Source organism: Candidatus Methylomirabilis limnetica, assembly GCF_003044035.1.
Taxonomy (GTDB): Bacteria; Methylomirabilota; Methylomirabilia; order Methylomirabilales; family Methylomirabilaceae; genus Methylomirabilis; species Methylomirabilis limnetica.
The window spans coordinates 74,145-91,242 of sequence record NZ_NVQC01000016.1 but is presented as its reverse complement, the minus strand read 5'-3'; the positions used below and the strand labels follow the sequence as shown (position 1 = coordinate 91,242).

Annotated in this window: 13 protein-coding genes and 2 pseudogenes; 9 read left to right on the top strand and 6 right to left on the bottom strand. The window is 61.0% G+C overall.

Going from position 1 to position 17,098, the window contains the following annotated elements; all coding sequences use genetic code 11:
* Positions 1-459 precede the first annotated feature (459 nt).
* Both CLG94_RS04965 and CLG94_RS04960 read right to left on the bottom strand, forming a co-directional pair.
* Positions 460-1,035 (bottom strand): hypothetical protein, encoded by a 576-nt coding sequence (locus CLG94_RS04965; RefSeq protein ID WP_107561751.1) that lies wholly within the window; start codon positions 1,033-1,035, stop codon positions 460-462.
* Positions 1,001-3,223 carry a nitric-oxide reductase large subunit gene (locus CLG94_RS04960; protein WP_107561750.1) on the bottom strand — a complete coding sequence of 741 codons (2,223 nt, stop codon included), beginning with the start codon at positions 3,221-3,223 and terminating at the stop codon, positions 1,001-1,003. Before CLG94_RS04960 ends, CLG94_RS04965 begins: the two co-directional genes overlap by 35 nt.
* Before the next feature lie 407 nt (positions 3,224-3,630).
* Here CLG94_RS04960 and CLG94_RS04955 point away from each other — a divergent pair.
* The 3 genes and pseudogenes from CLG94_RS04955 to zwf all read left to right on the top strand — a co-directional run bounded on the left by CLG94_RS04955 (position 3,631) and on the right by zwf (position 9,130).
* Positions 3,631-6,488: pseudogene (locus tag CLG94_RS04955) on the top strand (bifunctional transaldolase/phosoglucose isomerase).
* 58 nt (positions 6,489-6,546) lie between these two features.
* Positions 6,547-7,530, top strand: a complete 984-nt coding sequence (gnd, locus tag CLG94_RS04950; RefSeq protein WP_107561749.1) for a phosphogluconate dehydrogenase (NAD(+)-dependent, decarboxylating) — start codon at positions 6,547-6,549, stop codon at positions 7,528-7,530.
* Between the two features lie 4 nt (positions 7,531-7,534).
* Complete coding sequence (gene zwf, locus CLG94_RS04945) at positions 7,535-9,130, top strand: glucose-6-phosphate dehydrogenase (protein WP_107561748.1); 1,596 nt, start codon at positions 7,535-7,537, stop codon at positions 9,128-9,130.
* A 100-nt stretch (positions 9,131-9,230) separates the two neighbouring features.
* On the opposite strand, the gene CLG94_RS12990 is transcribed toward zwf, so the two are convergent.
* Positions 9,231-9,512, bottom strand: a complete 282-nt coding sequence (locus CLG94_RS12990) for a four helix bundle protein (RefSeq protein WP_133174643.1) — start codon at positions 9,510-9,512, stop codon at positions 9,231-9,233.
* Positions 9,513-9,838: 326 nt separating this feature from the next.
* On the bottom strand, positions 9,839-10,492 hold the full coding sequence (locus CLG94_RS13410) for a hypothetical protein (RefSeq protein WP_193450633.1): 654 nt from the start codon (positions 10,490-10,492) through the stop codon (positions 9,839-9,841).
* 511 nt (positions 10,493-11,003) lie between these two features.
* Between CLG94_RS13410 and CLG94_RS04930 the strand changes: the two genes are divergently transcribed.
* Together CLG94_RS04930 and CLG94_RS13975 are read left to right on the top strand one after the other, a co-directional pair.
* Positions 11,004-11,336: a nucleotidyltransferase domain-containing protein gene (locus CLG94_RS04930; RefSeq protein WP_107561746.1), complete on the top strand. Its 333-nt coding sequence runs from the start codon at positions 11,004-11,006 to the stop codon at positions 11,334-11,336.
* Positions 11,326-11,637: pseudogene (locus CLG94_RS13975) on the top strand (HEPN domain-containing protein); the annotation flags it as partial. The gene CLG94_RS04930 and the pseudogene CLG94_RS13975, both read left to right, overlap by 11 nt.
* Here CLG94_RS13975 and avd read toward each other — a convergent pair.
* Complete coding sequence (avd, locus tag CLG94_RS04920) at positions 11,575-12,330, bottom strand: diversity-generating retroelement protein Avd (protein ID WP_107561744.1); 756 nt, start codon at positions 12,328-12,330, stop codon at positions 11,575-11,577. The pseudogene CLG94_RS13975 and the gene avd overlap by 63 nt on opposite strands.
* A 222-nt stretch (positions 12,331-12,552) precedes the next feature.
* Positions 12,553-13,341 (bottom strand): SUMF1/EgtB/PvdO family nonheme iron enzyme, encoded by a 789-nt coding sequence (locus CLG94_RS04915; RefSeq protein ID WP_107561743.1) that lies wholly within the window; start codon positions 13,339-13,341, stop codon positions 12,553-12,555.
* 512 nt (positions 13,342-13,853) lie between these two features.
* Here CLG94_RS04915 and CLG94_RS04910 point away from each other — a divergent pair.
* The 4 genes from CLG94_RS04910 to glk all read left to right on the top strand — a co-directional run bounded on the left by CLG94_RS04910 (position 13,854) and on the right by glk (position 16,937).
* The gene (locus CLG94_RS04910) at positions 13,854-14,177 is read left to right on the top strand and encodes a type II toxin-antitoxin system RelE/ParE family toxin (protein WP_107561742.1); all 324 of its coding nucleotides are present in this window, start codon (positions 13,854-13,856) and stop codon (positions 14,175-14,177) included.
* Positions 14,178-14,190: 13 nt separating this feature from the next.
* Positions 14,191-14,490 (top strand): helix-turn-helix domain-containing protein, encoded by a 300-nt coding sequence (locus CLG94_RS04905; RefSeq protein WP_107561741.1) that lies wholly within the window; start codon positions 14,191-14,193, stop codon positions 14,488-14,490.
* A gap of 681 nt (positions 14,491-15,171) precedes the next feature.
* Complete coding sequence (gene pgl, locus CLG94_RS04900; protein ID WP_107561740.1) at positions 15,172-15,951, top strand: 6-phosphogluconolactonase; 780 nt, start codon at positions 15,172-15,174, stop codon at positions 15,949-15,951.
* On the top strand, positions 15,948-16,937 hold the full coding sequence (glk, locus tag CLG94_RS04895; protein ID WP_107561739.1) for a glucokinase: 990 nt from the start codon (positions 15,948-15,950) through the stop codon (positions 16,935-16,937). The genes pgl and glk overlap by 4 nt, the downstream gene beginning before the upstream one ends.
* Positions 16,938-17,098: the final 161 nt, after the last annotated feature.

Here is a 17,098-nt window from a genome sequence, read left to right as displayed (position 1 = left end):
GCGTGTCAACTATTTTCGAAATGGAGGCAGGCGCACCATGGCGATCTGCAGTGAGGAACAAATGGGGTATGCTTTTGGACCTACGGCCCCTCAGGAGAGACCTGGCACTTCAGCAGAGAGACCTTCCCACAGCTGTCATCTACTGGAGCATTTAATAAATACGGTTACATGGGCCATTAACCATGAGCTTGTAGAAGGGCGAGCTTTTTCAACGTGTTACGTTCAGGGTTCGACAGGCTCACCACGAACGGAACGTTGATGAATTTACGAAACACGATACCAGGGGTTGGGTAGAGCAGTGGCAGAGGGGAGAATAGGGCTACCGCAAGCGCCACCGAGGCCACACTGAAGTCCAGTGCCAACGATGGCTTCAAGGTGGCCGTCTCTATCGGTCGTCTCAACCATTACGGGTTAGCCCGCGCCCCGCGATATGAGAGCCAGGCGTGGTAAAACTTCACACTATGGGCGACGACTGAAGATGATGCAATATACGCCAGAGTTACCAAGCGAATCTTGACATGGAATCACTTCTGTCCTACCCATGATGTCATCACTGCCAAGCTTCACGAATTGTTTTAGAATCGTTGCCTCAAGAAATGCTTTATCATCAAAGTCTCCTTGAGTCACCGCTGTCCTTGAGATCAAGTCCCAAGCAATATCGTGACCTTGAGAGCGCTGGAGGTCAATGATTTGTTCCATCAATCTGTGTTGGTCACCCAGGGGTCGACGAGTAAGGATCAGCACACCCTTCACTTTCCTTCGCGCGGGACCGTCTCCCGTTGCCTCTTCGGCCTCGTCATTATCCTCCAGCGCTGCCATTGGTTTCGAACTGAATATTTTTCGCAGGAAATTCATTGCCGCTTCTCCTTTGAGTGAAATGGTCTCGAAGTCACTGATCGCCGTGTCCAGTACTTGGCGGTCTGCGTCTCCGATGTTCTCGGTTTCCAGTTCAGAGTTTCTTTTGCCGTAATACTTCTCCGAGGTTAACGTCGCGCCGGTTTCAAGCAAGATGACTGTGGACATGATCCGCTTCATGACGACGCCCCCTGTTCGCTTGCGTGAATCTGTACGTCATAACCGCCGCCAGCGCCATGGGAGCGGCGCCTAGCGCTATGAACACCGCATCCCCCGGAAGGCGCAGCCATTCGAGGCGGCGCACGAACGGTTGGTTCATAAACTCCGCGCCGCGTGCGTGCCAGTAGCCGTTGGTCAATACGTCCCACAGTTGCCAGATACCCCCGGGCAAGAGACTCAGCACCACCATCAGCGCCAGGCCGATATTCAGTCCCCAGAACGACACGCGCACGAGCTTCTCCACGCGCTGCCACTGCTGGTTGTCCAGCACCTGCCGGAACGCACTCACCATAAGCGCGAACGCCAGCATCCCGAATACCCCCATCATCGCCGTATGCCCGTGGTTCGTTGTCAGAATCGTGCCAACCTCGTAGAAACTGATGACCGGCAGGTTGATGAGGAAACCAAACACACCTGCGCCGACAAAATTCCAGAAGCCAACCGCCATTAAGAAGTGGACCGTCCACTTATGCGGCAACGACACCGGCAGTTCACACGCACCACACTCACTCTCGGTCAGCTTGATGAAGTCCCACGCGTCCAGTGTCAGTAACGTCAGCGGCACAACCTCCATGGCCGAGAAGACGGCCGACAGAGCCATGGTCATGGTCGTCTGACCCGTCCAGTACCAATGGTGTCCGGTGCCGATGATGCCGCTCCCGAGGTACAGAATCGCATCGAGATAGATAACTCGCTCTACGTTCGTGTGCGACATGACGCCCAACTGGAAGAAGATGAGCGCCACCATCACTGTCACGAATAACTCTAGAAATCCTTCTACCCAGAGGTGGACGATCCAGAACCGCCAGCTGTCCACGACCGCCAAATTGGTTGTACTGCCAAAAAACATCGACGGCAGGTAGAAGAGTGGGATAGCGGCGGCGGCATAGAGAAAGAGCAATGCGATTTGGCGCTGTTTCGGGTTCTGCCGCGCCGGCGCCATGGCGCGCACCAACAGCACCAGCCACAGCACCAGCCCGACAACCAGCATAATCTGCCACGCCCGCCCCAAATCCAAATACTCCCAGCCTTGATGCCCTAGCCAGAACCATAGCGGGCCGAGTAGTTGTTTCACCCCCATCCACTCGCCCACCAAACTACCAATCACGACCAGCAGCAGAGCGACAAACAACAGATTAATGCCCCGAACCTGCCAGCGCGGCTCGCTGCCGCCCAGCCCCGAGGCCAGGAATAGCCCACCCGCAATGTACGCTGTTACAATCCAGAAGATCGCCAACTGCAAATGCCAGGTCCGCATGATGTGGCTCGGCGCGACTTGTGACAGGTCTATGCCGTAGAACTTGCCGGGATCAGCCCGGTAATGCGCGACCACGGCGCCGACCATCACCTGCGCGAAAAACAACACCGCCACTACCGCAAAGAACTTGATCGTCGCCCGCTGGCTTTCCGTGGCTACGCCCGGCAACATCATGGGATGTACGTGCCCACTCCGGCCCTTCCAACCGAGAAAATCAAACTTGCCGAATGCGACCAGCGCCCCCGCAATCCCCCCCAACAGTGCGATTAAACTAAGCGCGCTCCACAGAACCGCATCAGCGGTAAGCGTATTCCCGGCCAGCGGTTCGTACGGAAAGTTGTTCGTGTACGAGTAGAGCTTGCCGGGCCGATTGGCGACGGACGCCCATGCCGTCCACGCGAAGAAGGCGGTAAGGTGCCGTAACTCCACCGGGTCAGTGATGTACTTGGCCGGTAACCCGGCATTGCCCGTCGGCTCAGCGAAGTACGCCGTCCACCTTTCCACCTGCTTCTCGAACGTGGCCGCCTCGACTTCCGTGAACGTCAATATCCCGGTCTGTTGGTCGTAGTGATTCTGCTTCAACGCCGGTCCCGCTGCCACCGCCAACGCGTGCAAATACTCCGCCGAAAAATCCGGCCCCAGATACGCCCCGTGTCCCCAGACGGAACCGTTTTGCATCAGGCCATACCTCAAGAACACTTCCTGTCCGTCTCTGATGTCTTTAGCTGTCATGACGGTCACGCCGCCCGGGCCAGTAACCTTGTCTGGAATGGGCGGCGCAAAATGATAGGTACGCACCGTCAGCCAAACTAAGACAGTCAATCCAAAGATTATCGTAATAACGAGCGAGTACCGCCACCAAGGGGAAAGTTCCCCGGGGGTTGCCTTCATGAATTACTCCTTTGGCCTATATTGCTCCGAGGCACCGTGGGCTGCCGTGAAATAGCACGGCCCCTCAGGATCCACCTCGCCCTGAAGGGCCGGACGCACTCCCCCAGCGTGCCATTGAACTGCTTGGATGGCGCCTCGCCGCCCCTCAGCCTAAATCTCACTCCGCGCAAGAGGACCCCACGACGTCTGCCCTATGCTAAGTTGACCCCATGGGGATGTCAAGGGGAAATGAAAATTTCGCTTCCTTTTTCTAGAGCTGGAGATCACAATTGGCCTCAACGGCCACGGGCATCATAAATGTTACAATCTCAGCCGGTCACTCATCACGGAGCGCTGATAGCTGGCTACTGAATGATGCCTTCAACGACCAGCGCTAAGTGATGAGCTTTCCGGTGAAGGAGCAGGCGATGAACCCCTTGCGAGCGTTGCGTGAGTGCGGACAATCGGTTTGGTTGGACTATATCCGGCGAGGCCTCATCACCGGTGGCGAACTGCAACGATTCGTAGATGAGGATGGGGTGACGGGCGTCACCTCAAACCCCGCCATCTTCGAGAAGGCGATCACCGGGAGCACCGACTACGCCGAGGCCCTTACGCGCCTCGATCAGCAAAGGGATCTGGACGCCAAGTCGCGCTACGAGCAGTTGGCGATCAGGGACATTCAGGACGCCGCCGATGTGCTGCTCCCTGTCTATGAGCAGACGATGCGGCGGGATGGCTTCGTGAGCCTGGAGGTCTCGCCCTACCTTGCCCACGATACGCAGGCCACGATGGATGAGGCACGAAGACTGTGGCGGATGGTTGGACGCCCAAACGTGATGATCAAGGTCCCTGGCACACCTGAAGGTATCCCTGCCATCACGGCGCTCATCAGCGAAGGGATCAACGTCAACGTCACCCTGCTCTTCTCCCAACAGGTCTACGAGCAGGTCGCCCTTGCCTACATTGCGGGGCTCGAAGCGCTCGTAGTCAGGGGCGGAGACGCGAGCCGAGTCTCGAGCGTTGCCAGCTTCTTCATCAGCCGGATCGACTCGGCCATCGACGCAGCCCTTACGGCCAAGCTGAAGGCGGCCGCAGATGCACGAGAGCAGACAATGTTCCAAGGCCTGCTGGGCAAGGTAGCCATCGCGAACGGCAAATTGACCTATCAGCGGTACAAGGAGATCTTCGATAGTCAGCGCTGGAAGGCGCTCGCCAAGACAGGCGCGCACACCCAGCGCGTGTTGTGGGCCAGCACCAGCACGAAGAACCCGAACTTCCGCGACGTGATCTACGTGGAGGAACTGATCGGCCATGACACGGTAAATACAATACCGGCATCGACCGTAGAGGCATTCCGGGATCACGGACGCCCACGTTTTAGTCTTGAAGAGGATGTCGATGGAGCGCACAACACCATGCAGATCCTAGAGCAGGTGGGCATCTCGATGTCGGAGGTCACCGACAGGCTGCTGGACGACGGCGTACAGTTGTTCGCCGAGGCATTCGACAAGCTGCTGCGGGCGGTGGCAAGCGGTGGCAAGCAGTCGTGAGCGTCATGGTCAACCGCCAGACCTACGCGCTACCCGCCGATCTCGCCGCCGCTGTCGAGGCATCGCTTCACGAGTGGCAGGTCACGGGCAAGGTCCGCAGATTATGGGCGCGCGATGCGACCCTCTGGACGGGAACGGACGAAGGGGGGTGGCTGGGCTGGTTGGGGATCACCGAGGACCAGCAGGCGAGCGGGATCCACCTTCGGGCCATCGCTGAAGAGGTGAGGTCAGCGGGGTTCTCGCATGCGCTGCTACTGGGGATGGGGGGTTCCAGCCTCTGCCCCGAGGTAGTAGCCAGGACGTTCGGTAGGCAGGACGGCTACCCTACACTTCACGTACTGGACTCGACCGACCCTGCTCAGGTCAGGGCCTTTGAAGCGCGAGTGGACTTGGCCAACACGATCTTTATCGTGTCGAGCAAGTCGGGCACCACCCTGGAGCCGAACATCTTCACACAGTATTTTTTTGAGCGCGTGGGGCAGGTCGTCGGTGCCGAGGAAGCCGGGAGCCGCTTCATCGCTATTACTGATCCGGGCTCGACGTTGCAGCAGATCGCTGAGCGCCTTCGCTTTCGTCACATCTTCTACGGTCTCTCAAGTATCGGTGGTAGATACTCAGCCCTATCGGATTTCGGCATGGTGCCGTCGGCAATTATGGGAGTAGACGCACCGAAGCTGCTGGACCGCGCCGAGGAGATGGCGCGCGCCTGCGCCTCGTGCGTCCCGATCGAGGCGAACCCCGGCGTCGTTCTGGGCGCCATCCTGGGCGTCCTCGCCCGTGCCGGCCGAGACAAAGTCACCATCATCGCCTCGCCCGGTATGTGGCATTTCGGCGCATGGCTGGAGCAACTGCTCGCCGAATCGACCGGAAAGGCGGGGAGGGGGCTGATCCCCGTCGATCGTGAGTCGCTGGGTCCTCCAAAGGCCTACGGTACCGATCGCGCATTTATCTACCTTAGAATGGTTTCTGCCCCGGTTCCGTGCCAGGATGCGGCGATGGACGCCCTCGAACGGGCCGGTCAGCCTGTGATCCGGATTGCCGTGTCCGATCCCTACGACCTGGGCGCCGAGTTCTTCCGGTGGGAGATCGCGACCGCGGTGGCCGGGTCGATCATCGGCATCAATCCCTTCAATCAGCCTGACGTGGAAGCAAGCAAGGTGGCGACACAACAATTGACGGCGGCCTACGAGCGGACAGGTTCACCCCCGTCGGAAACCCAGATCCTGCAGGAGCGCAGCATTACACTGTTCAGTGACGAGGCGAACGCCGCGGCACTGGAGGAGGCTACAGGAGCCGATCGGTCACTCGTCGGGTATCTCAGGGCGCACATGGACCGACTCGGGCCGGGCGATTACTTCGCCCTCCTGGCCTATATCGAGATGAACGAAGCTCATGAAAGCGCGCTTCAAATGCTGCGTCACGCAGTCCGCGACAAGAAGCGGGTAGCGACGTGCCTGGGTTTTGGCCCGCGCTTCCTACACTCGACCGGCCAGGCCTACAAGGGTGGACCAAACACCGGCGTCTTTCTACAGATCACCTGCGACGACCCGCTCGATCTGCCTGTGCCGGGCCACACATACACCTTTGGCGTGGTCAAGGCCGCCCAGGCGCGCGGCGACTTCCAGGTCTTAGCGGAGCGCAGTCGCCGAGTGTTACGGGTTCATCTGGGTCCAGATGTGGCGGCCGGCTTGGCAACACTGCACGCTGCAATCCAACAGGCTTTGCAGTGCTGATTGCTGATTGCTGATTGCTGATTGCTGACCGCTTCTTTTCATGAGAGGAGCACACACGATGCAACTCGGAATGATCGGTCTGGGCAGGATGGGCGCAAACATAGTCCGCCGCCTGCTGCGCGGTGGGCATGAGTGCGTCGTGTTCGACGTGAATCCCGACCACGTGGGGGCATTAGCACAGGAAGGCGCAACGGCTGCCATGTCGCTGGACGAGTTCGTGCGCGCCCTCACCAGGCCGCGGGTGGCGTGGGTGATGGTGCCGGCGGGAGACCCAACGGAGCAGACCATCATGGCGCTCTCACAGCGGATGGACGCGGACGACATCATCATCGACGGCGGCAATTCCTATTACAAAGATGATGTGCGCCGCGCGAGAGCATTAAAAGAGCGGGATATCCAGTACGTGGATGTGGGCACCAGCGGCGGGGTCTGGGGGTTGGAACGCGGCTACTGCCTGATGATCGGCGGGGAAGCGCACGCGGTCGCACATCTGGAGCCGATCTTCAAGACGCTCGCACCGGGATTGGGCGACATCCCGCGTACCCCAGGCCGCGAGAAGTTAGGCGGCACGGCGGAGGATGGCTACCTGCACTGCGGCCCGGCGGGCGCTGGCCATTTCGTCAAGATGGTTCACAACGGCATTGAGTACGGCCTGATGCAAGCCTATGCGGAAGGCTTCGACATCCTACGCAATGCGATCTCACAGGACCTCCCTGAGGAGTACCGTTACAACTTCAACGTGGCTGATGTTGCGGAAGTGTGGCGGCGCGGCAGCGTCGTTTCATCGTGGTTACTCGACCTGACGGCGATGGCGCTCGCTGAAGACCCCACGTTATCGAACTATACCGGGTTCGTCCAGGATTCCGGTGAGGGACGCTGGACGATCATGGCGGCTATTGAAGAGGCAGTGCCGGCCGATGTGCTCTCGGCGTCGCTGTACGCGCGCTTCCGGTCCAGACGGGCGCATACATTCGCCGAGAAGCTGCTGTCGGCGATGCGGCAGCAGTTCGGCGGACATACCGAACGTCCTACCGGAGGATAACTCAATGGCTCTCACGCAGATCCTGACCGAGGCGATCGCTCAACCCTCCCGCTACCAGGTGCCGGACGGGTGTGCGTTGGTCATCTTCGGCGCATCCGGCGACCTGACCAGGCGCAAGCTCTTGCCCGCCCTGTACGCGCTGGCGCACGACGGCCTGCTCCCTGACCGGTTTGCGGTGATCGGGTTCGCGAGACGAGAGAAGGACCACGAAGCGTTCCGCGATGAGATGCGCGGGGCGGTGGAGCAGTTTTCTCGTCTTCACCCGCTCAATGCGGAGGTGTGGGACCGCCTGGCGCGGAGCCTCTACTATGTCGCGGCCTCATTCGATGACTCTGCCGGGTACGAGCGGCTCCGGCTCCTCCTCGCTGACGTGGATCGCCAGCACGGAACCGGCGGCAATCGGCTCTATTACCTGGCCACACCCCCCGCGGCCTACGCTGCAGTTGTGACTCGTCTGGGGGCCTCCGGACTGGTGAGCAAGGTCTGGGACGGTCCGCACGACACTGATCCTGCGCCAGAGGCTCACGGCTGTTGCCGGATCATCGTCGAAAAACCATTCGGACGGGATCTAGCCACGGCTCTGGTCCTGAATGCCGAGATCCATCGGGTCTTCCGCGAGCAGCAGGTGTACCGCATCGACCACTACCTCGGAAAGGAAACCGTCCAGAACATCCTCACCTTCCGCTTCGGCAACAGCATCTTCGAACCGTTGTGGAACCGTCGGTATGTCGACCACGTCCAGCTCCTCGTTGCGGAGGACCTGGGCGTGGAGGGTAGAGGCAGCTACTACGATACCGCGGGCGCCATGCGGGACATGGTGCAAAACCACATGCTGCAGCTCCTGTCGCTGGTGGCCATGGAGCCGCCCGCCACTTTCGAGCCTGACGCGGTCCGCGACGAGAAGGTCAAGGTCTTGCGGGCGATCCGTCCCGTCCCGGCAGAGCGCGCCAACGACACAACTGTCCGGGCACAGTATATCAGCGGCCAGCTTCGCGGGAAGAAGATCGCGGCCTATGCCGACGAGCCCGAGGTTGCGGCAGAGACGGCGATGGAGACCTTCGTGGCACTGCGCCTGGAGATCGACAACTGGCGCTGGGCGGGGGTGCCGTTCTATCTGCGGACCGGTAAGGCGCTCCCGAAGCGGGTCACCGAGGTCACCATCCAATACCGACAGCCACCTCTCCTCTTGTTTCAACAGGCGGCCCATGCGGGCCATAAGAACCAGGACATCGTGAAGCCAAACCGACTCACCCTTCGAATCCAGCCCGACGAGGGAATCTCGTTGCGGGTGGGGCTCAAGCCACCTGGACCGCGAATCAGCCTGGTGCCGGCCCGATTGGGCTTCTCCTACCGGGAGGCCTTCGGGGTCGATCCCGAGGAGGCCTACGAGCGGCTACTGCTGGACTGTATGCTCGGGGATTCGACGCTGTTCATTCGGCGTGATGAGGTTGAGGCTGCATGGGCGATGGTGACGCCAGTGGTCGAAGCCTGGGCCGCCGACGGCCGCACCGGCCTGGCATACTACCCCGCCGGCAACTGGGGCCCAAAAGAGGCCGACCGCTTCATCGAGGCCGACGGCCGGGAGTGGGTCAACCCATAACGGGCCCCAGGTGTCAACCACCTCATCGCAGCGCGGGGTCTTTCTGCTCCCTCATGGATGTATCTTTCATCCCCTCCCTGATCCAGCGCATGCGACACGCTCAATTCAGTATCGTAAGCCCCATGAGTTCTCGCCCGAGGAGCGGCTTGTGCATGCGCGGAAAGCGGTTCACGTAGCCGTACAGCGCCACAGCAAAATCGTAGGCCCGCTGCACGATCGGGATGACCGCGTCGGCCATCTCTGCCCCCACCGGGCGGGCGTCCTCACCGGCGAGCGGCCTACCCCGGCGGCCCTGGCACAGGCAAGCTGCTCCGGCGGCTCCTGAGGCAGCGGGAGCCAGACCAAGCGAGGGCAGGCTAGTGCCGTTCTCACCTGCCGCCATGCCTTTGCGACCCACTGGGGGAGGATGGAGACGACATCCGCACGGTGCAGACACGGTGCCGGTCCTAGCGACGTGAGCACGACGATGATCTCTACCCATATCCTGAATCGAGGGGGTAGAGGAGTTCGTCGTCCTGTAGATTCATGGGCGGTGGAAGGGGGTATCGCCTCGCAGCCATATGGGCAATATGCTTTGGCCGTCCTCCGACCCTCGTTCGCCCCGCTCAGGGCTTGGCCATGACCTCGATCGGGGTCGATCGTCTCCCCGTATCCGTCATCGACCTGTCAGGCGAAGACGTTCGGTGGATCCGGGCTAAGGGTTGGTCGTCACTCAGTCGCGCTGGCGACGACGACCAGTTCGAGCATCTCTGTCGAAGAGGAGGACGGGCGACTGTATTCGGTGTTGGTGCCTGAGTGCTCGATCCTGATCGGCCAGGAAAGGGCTCCTCCGACCATGGACGGGGCCCCGATCCAGGCGAGCAACAGCCGCCGGTAGTCGAACTCGGTCGTGCTGGCTGACAACTGCAGGATCACGTTGCGGGATGCGACGGTCGTGAGGGTGGCGTCCTTGCCGATCATCGCCGTGAGCTCGGGCAGGTCGGCCAGGGTGATCGACTCGAGAGGAGCTACCTGCGGCACCGCAAATCGAGCGAGATCGCGCACCATCTGGCTGCCCGAGCCGGCCGGACCCGGCGGGCCCTCAGGTCCAGCCGGCCCTGCTGGTCCCGCTGCGCCTACTGGTCCTGCCGCACCTGTCGCACCTGCCGGCCCTGTGCTATTCCAAGTCATGGCCGTTTCGACAGGCTTGCACACGGTACCCGGCGCAACGATCCGGACCAACCCATTCACCTCGTTGACGCACGCATTGATATCCGCCGCTTCGATGTTGCTCGCCAGCCCCGTCAGGCCCATTGCGAGCACCGCGCCTCCCAACAGACACTGCACCGCTCCGCTCACGGCCCTCCTCCGTCCTCGTCTCATCGCTGCCTCCTCCTAGTAAAGGTTACTCCCAGCCCCGGCCTGGTAGCCGAGACACACACAGAGAGTGCAGCTTAGAACGCACCCCCCCCCGGTCAATAGAAAAGTGCGAGGGCTCAAGAACAGCAAGAGAACGTTGCCATTGCGAACGAAATGAAGTAATCGCTCATAATTGCACTGAGCGTACCACGCGCCCTCCGGGAGCCCGCATTGACGGGAAGCATCGAGTGATGGCGAAATCTCTCGCTGTGCTTGGGTGGGGGCCGCCTGCTACGCCCATCCGGGGCACGATAATCTGATTGACACGCCAAAACGGCAGGCGTAGGTTCTCCCTAGTCGCGCGTGGTGCGACTTTTTCAGGAGTGCACAAGTCAGGCGACACCATATCATTCCCGCGCTTGTCCTCGCATGCCTTAAGCTGGGAGCGGGAATCCTAGCCGGAAACACTGAATACCCCCGTTTCAAGTACGGGGCAGGCTTGTCAAGCGACCTTAGGAGTACGCGGGTTCATGCGATGACCACGTCACACGACATACGGACACTCATCCAGATCATTGTGAACAAGCTTGTCGCTGAGTACGCTCCCAAGCAGGTGATTCTGTTTGGCTCGTATGCCTATGGCGCCCCAGGACCGGACAGCGACATCGATCTGCTCATCATCAAAGAGACGCCGGAGCGCTTCATCGATCGCTGGATGGCGGTAAAACGCATTCTCACAGGGACTCATCCGTCAGTGCCGCTGGAGGCTATCGTGCTCACGCCAGACGAGATCGAAAAGCGGCTGGCTGTTGGCGACCAATTCATCAAGGAAATCTTCAATAAAGGAGAGGTCCTCTATGCCGCGTGAGGAATCTCCCTACGCCGTCGATTGGCTGCGTATCGCGGAGAAAGACCTGGGACGGGTGGAGCGGATGCTTAAAACGACGATCCCGAGATGGCGGGATTTTGCCTTCAGCAAGGGGGTGGAAAAGTTTCTCAAGGCATTTCTGCTGTCCAAGGGTTGGCAACTTCGGCGTATCCACGACTTGGAGGCCCTCTTAGATGACGCGATGGCCTTCGATCCCGGTCTTGCAGGCTTCCGCGAATTATGTCAAAAGATTTCTGCATTCTATCTGGTGGAGCGCTATCCATTGATCGCGACTACCAGGATAACGGAACAGGACGTTCGCACATCGCTGGAACAGGCCGAGGGGCTTGTCAATACGCTCCGCGCCGGCATGCATAGAGAATGAAGAGTGCTCGCTGGAAGCAGGAGAACAGTGGCTTGGCCGCTCGATGATACCGGACAGTTTAGCGCGGATGACCTCAGCGGAGGCGCCGGTGATCTGGATGGTCTTGCAGCGAGCGCGCTGACCGGCGGCGATTCGAAACAGGACATCGGGAGATCGAGGGCCTTGGCAGACAGACGGAGGCAGGCCCCGTTGGCGCCCGCCCATCTGCCGACGCCTCCTCAGCCTATCGTCGGGAGTCCTTGGCGGACCCTCGGTCGTCTCTGCGCCCGCTGCGGCGCTGTGCTTGAGCCAGCCCCCGAGCATGCGGCCGATCTCGTCCAGGTCTCGCGACAGCGCCTCGTATCCTTTGTGACTGAGCAGACCCAGGCGCATGCTCAACCGAAGCGTGATGCGCAGCGCATCGACCACGCCGCTGGCCTCTTCCAACTCCGGGACTTTGTCGCGTCGGCGGTTGGCCGTCACCAGCGTGACGAGGAGCCGGAGCGCCAGCCCCATGAGTTCTCGCCCGAGGAGCAGCTTGTGCATGCGCGGAAAGCGGTTCACGTAGCCGTACAGCGCCACGGCGAAATCGTAGGGCCGCTGCACGATCGGGATGACGTCGTCGGCCATCGGTCCCCTCACCCAGCGTTCCTCCCCCCTTGCGGGGGAGGATTAAGGTGGGGGGCCGTCGCTGAATTCACCCCCCATCCTCACCTTCCCCCACACGGGGGGGAAGGGAGAAGGAGGCATAGCGAGACGCCGGCCCTGGTCCTCACCGGCGAGCGGCCAACCCCGGCCGCCCGCCGACGAGGACGTCAATGTGCAAAGTATCAAAGTATCAAAAACAGACGACTAGCGGGCGGCACGAAACCCGACGCGGCCGAACGCGCCCGACGGGGCGTTGTCGCCAGCCACCGCGAAGACGCCGGCAACCGAGCCGAAGAAGTCGCCGCCGCGGATCAGCGCGCCCGGGCCGTTCAAGGTGCTCGCTCCGGCCAGGCAGTTCGCATCACCCGTTCCGAACAAACCGGTGACGCAGATCGTGCTGAGCGGCACCCAGTCGGCCACCCACTCCCAGAGGTTCCCCACCATGTCGAAGGCCCCCACATCGGAGACGCACGCCGACCGGGAGCCGGTGGGCGTCACACCGGGAGCCAGATTGTCGGTGTTGCACGTGGTCGTGCCGTTGTCGGCTCCACCCGTATCCGGGGTCCCCAGCGCGGCGGCCTGCCACTCGGCATTGGTCGGCAGGCGTTTCCCAGCGTTGCGGGCTGCGGCGGCCGCCTGGAACCAGGTGAGGTCATGGGCTGGCTCCACCCCGGGGATCGAGACGGCGTAGACGTTTGTGCAGCCGTTACCGGTGGTCGGGCAGCCGGCGGCGACCAGGTCCCCAGCGGCGAGCCCGAGCGGGGTCGCGCCGGCTGCAGTGAGCCGCGCCAGGGTCACGCGGCCCAACTTGATCAGGCGAATGAGGCCCGGGTTGGTGGTCTGCCAGACGCTGGCTTCGTACCGGTCGATGCAACTGTTGCCAGACGGCACCGTGTCGGGGGCGCATTGGGCGGCCTCTGACGGTGGCGGGGTCGCCACCACGACCGTCACTCCGAGCACTCCGATCAGCAGTCCCCAGCGTAGTCGTCGCATTGTTACCTCCTTATGGTAAAGGTTGCTGCCCTGTCCTGGCCTGGTCACCGGGACACACAAAGACAGCGCAGCTTAGAACGCACCCCCCCCGGTCAAGGGGAAAGTGCGGGGCCGCCTGCGCCTCCCGATGTGTGTCCGCACGCGGACAGGTCGTGGCCGGAAGCACCTGTGCAGCCCGGCGCACCGGGCATACGACCGCTGCACGAGAGAACGACGTGCGTATCAAGCAGTTGTTTGTAGCAATAGCCGGGATTGACAGAGAAGTAGGCCTGACGGCGGTCTTTCTTCTACGCACCGTAACTACTCAGGTAGATAGGCTGAAGGCTTTTAGGGGTAAGTCATGCGTGATCATACAAAACTCCGAAAAGGTCTTGAATGGCTCGATTCGTGCCTTGCGAGATAATTTAGAACCTTCAGTCTAAACACCTGGGTAGTTACTACGCACCCATGATCGCCGAACGCACCCTGACATCAGGGCTTCCCAAGATATATCTTTTGTGGTATATTCTGGTATGCGCTGGACGGTCGAAACCCTCAATGAAACCGTTGACGCGGAGGTTGAGGCCTTGCCTGAAGACATGCGGGCGAGGCTAGCGCGTATCGCGAAGCTCATCGAGGACAAGGGTCTGGAGCGTGTAGGCGAGCCGCACGTCAAGCATGTGGAAGGTCGGCTGTGGGAGGTGCGGCTGAAAGGCCGCAGCGGAATTTCGCGGGCGCTGTATGTGACGGCCGTGGGCCGGCGCGTGGTAATCGTGCGGGTCTTCGTGAAGAGCACAGAGAAAACGCCGCGCCGCGAGATAGATCTGGCCTTGTCCCGCGCGAAATCGGTTCACTGATGGAGGTGTAGCAATGGCACGCATATCTGACATACACAAGAAGTGGATGAAAGAGCCGAAATACCGGAAGGCTTACGAGGCGCTTGAGAAAGAGTTTGTCCTGGCCTCGGCCGTGATGGATGTGAGGAACCGCGCCGGTCTAACGCAAGAGGAGCTGGCCCGGAAGATGGGGACGACGCAGCCCGTCGTCGCCCGTCTTGAAAGCGGACGCACGCACCCATCGATGCGGACGCTGGAGCGTCTGGCGGAGGCGACCGGATCGCGCTTGCTTATCAGCTTCGAACCGCGCGACGCGAAGAGGCCCGCAGGGTGAAACAGCGAAACGCGCATGGCCACGCAGCTCACCGAGCCGCGCCTCCCAACAGACACTGCACCGCCCTGCTCACAGCCCTCCTCCGTTCTCGTCGCATCTACTCCCTCCTAGGAAAGTTGCTCCATGCCCCGGCCTAGTAACCGGGGCACACACAGACAGCGCAGATTAGAACGTCCCCCCCTCCCTCCCGGTCAAGGAAAAGTGGGGGGCCGCCTGCTGCGCCCATCCGGGGCACGATCATCTGCTTGACACGCCAATACGGCAGGCGTAGGTTCTCCATAGTCCTGCGTGAAGCAACATTGTCAGGCGTGTACAAGCCAGGCGACACCGTGCCATTCCCGCACAAGCAGGGATCCAGGCTGAATACACCGGATTCCCCAGTATCAAGTACTGGGCAGGCTTGTCAAGCCCGGAATGACAAAACAGTTGTGATACGTTTTGTTACTTATGAACCCAGTAACTACTCAGGTAGATAGACTGTAGTCTTTTAGACTGTAGGAACGCGCACGGATGAGCCAGGCGTTTTCAGAATGCGACGCGAACATGATGGAGACCGAAAAGGTTCTGGGCTTCTTGATTCGGTCCATGCGCAATGGCTAACAGCCTTCAGCCTACAGCCTAAACACCTGAGTAGTTACTGAACCCATTGGTAAAGGCGGAGGTCGGGAGATCCCAGAACCGATGAAAACCGGGCAGATACTGAGGCACGAGGTCGACCTACTGGTAGTGTCCGATTTCGCTGCTGTCGCCCAGGAGGCCGCGAAGCAAGTCGTCGCGATCGCCGATAAGGCGGTGGCCCGCTGTGGACGCTTCACCGTTGCCCTGGCAGGCGGCTCGACCCCGAAGCGCCTCTACTCGCTCCTGACGGCTGAGCCGTACTGCACTCGCCTGCCGTGGCGAGGGACTCACATCTTCTGGGGCGACGAGCGGGCGGCGCCGCCGGAGCACCCGGACTCGAACTTCGGCATGGCAAGGGCTACTCTGCTCAGTCGCGTTCCGATACCCGCGAACCAAGTGCATCGGATGCAGGCCGAGCGGACAGACCTGGATGCGGCGGCCAGCGAGTACGAGTCCGAAATCGCCAAGGTTTTCGAGATACGACCAACAGATGAGCCGCCGATGTTCGACCTTATTCTTCTGGGGTTGGGGCCTGACGGTCACACCGCTTCGCTGTTTCCGTACTCCCACGCGCTTCAAGAGGCCACGCGGTGGGTGGCGCCCAACTACATCCCTGAGCTGAAGACGAATCGCCTGACACTGACGCCACCCATCCTCAATCGAGCGTCAGCAATCCTGTTCCTCGTATCAGGAGGGGAGAAGGCCGCTGTTCTCCAGGCAGTTCTGGAAGGGCCGCCGGACCCAGAGCGGCTCCCGGCCCAACTCATCCGGCCGGTAGCTGGTCGATTGCTGTGGCTTGTTGACCAGGCCGCCGCCAGCCGACTCGGCGAGAAGGTCCCATGATCCTGGCTGGCGACATCGGTGGGACGAAGACCATTATCGGCCTCTTCGAGGAGACGCCAACTTGCCTGCAAGCCATCCGTGAAGAAACGTTCCCCAGCCAGAGTTACGGGTCGCTGGAGGCGGTCCTGGATCAATTCATGGGACCTGGATCTCGCCCGCCACTACACGCGGCCTGCTTCGGGGTGGCCGGACCGGTGATCGAAGGACAGAGTAAAGCCACAAACCTCCCCTGGGAGTTGGATGAGCGCAGACTGGCGGAAGTCCTTCGCGTTCCGCGAGTGAAGCTCCTGAACGATCTGGAAGCAGCAGCCTACGGGATGCTCCACCTCGAGCCGACCGACCTGTGTGTGCTTCAACCTGGTCTTCAGCGAAAGGGGAACATCGCCGTCATCGCAGCCGGGACAGGTCTGGGGGAGGCAATCCTGTACTGGGACGGGGCGCGGTATCACCCCATGGCCACTGAGGGCGGCCACGCCGACTTTGCCCCACGCAGCGACATGGAGATCGACCTGCTCCGCTATCTGCAACGGGAGCGTGGCCGCGTCAGCTACGAGCGCGTGCTGTCCGGTCCAGGGCTCTTCAACATCTATCGGTTCCTCCGGGACAGCGGCATAGCCCCCGAGCCAGAGTGGCTGCGAACTCGGATCGCGGAGAATGACCCTGGCGCCATGATTTCGGAGATCGGGCTGACAGGGGACGACCTGCTCTGCACGAAAGCGCTCGATCTTTTCTGCTCTATTTACGGAGCAGAGGCGGGAAATCTGGTCCTGAAGGCCCTCGCGATTGGTGGGGTGTATGTCGGTGGCGGGATCGCGCCGAAGCTTTTATCCAAACTTCAAGACGGCACGTTCACCAATGCCTTCTCCGACAAGGGGCGCTTCGCTGAACTGCTTCAGTCAATCGAAGTGAAGGTCTCATTGAACCTACGCACGCCGCTGATCGGCGCCGCCCACTATGGTCTCACACTGTTAGGCAGGCGCTCGTAGGCGCTTAGACAGGCCGGGCAACGCTTTCTAAACACGGCGAGGTTAATCACCGCAAAGTCCGTCATTCCCGCAAAGCCTGTCCCGGCACGTTATAAGCCGGGAGCGGGAAACCAGAGAGAAACTGGATTCCCCCGTATCAAGTACGGGGCAGGCTTGTCGAG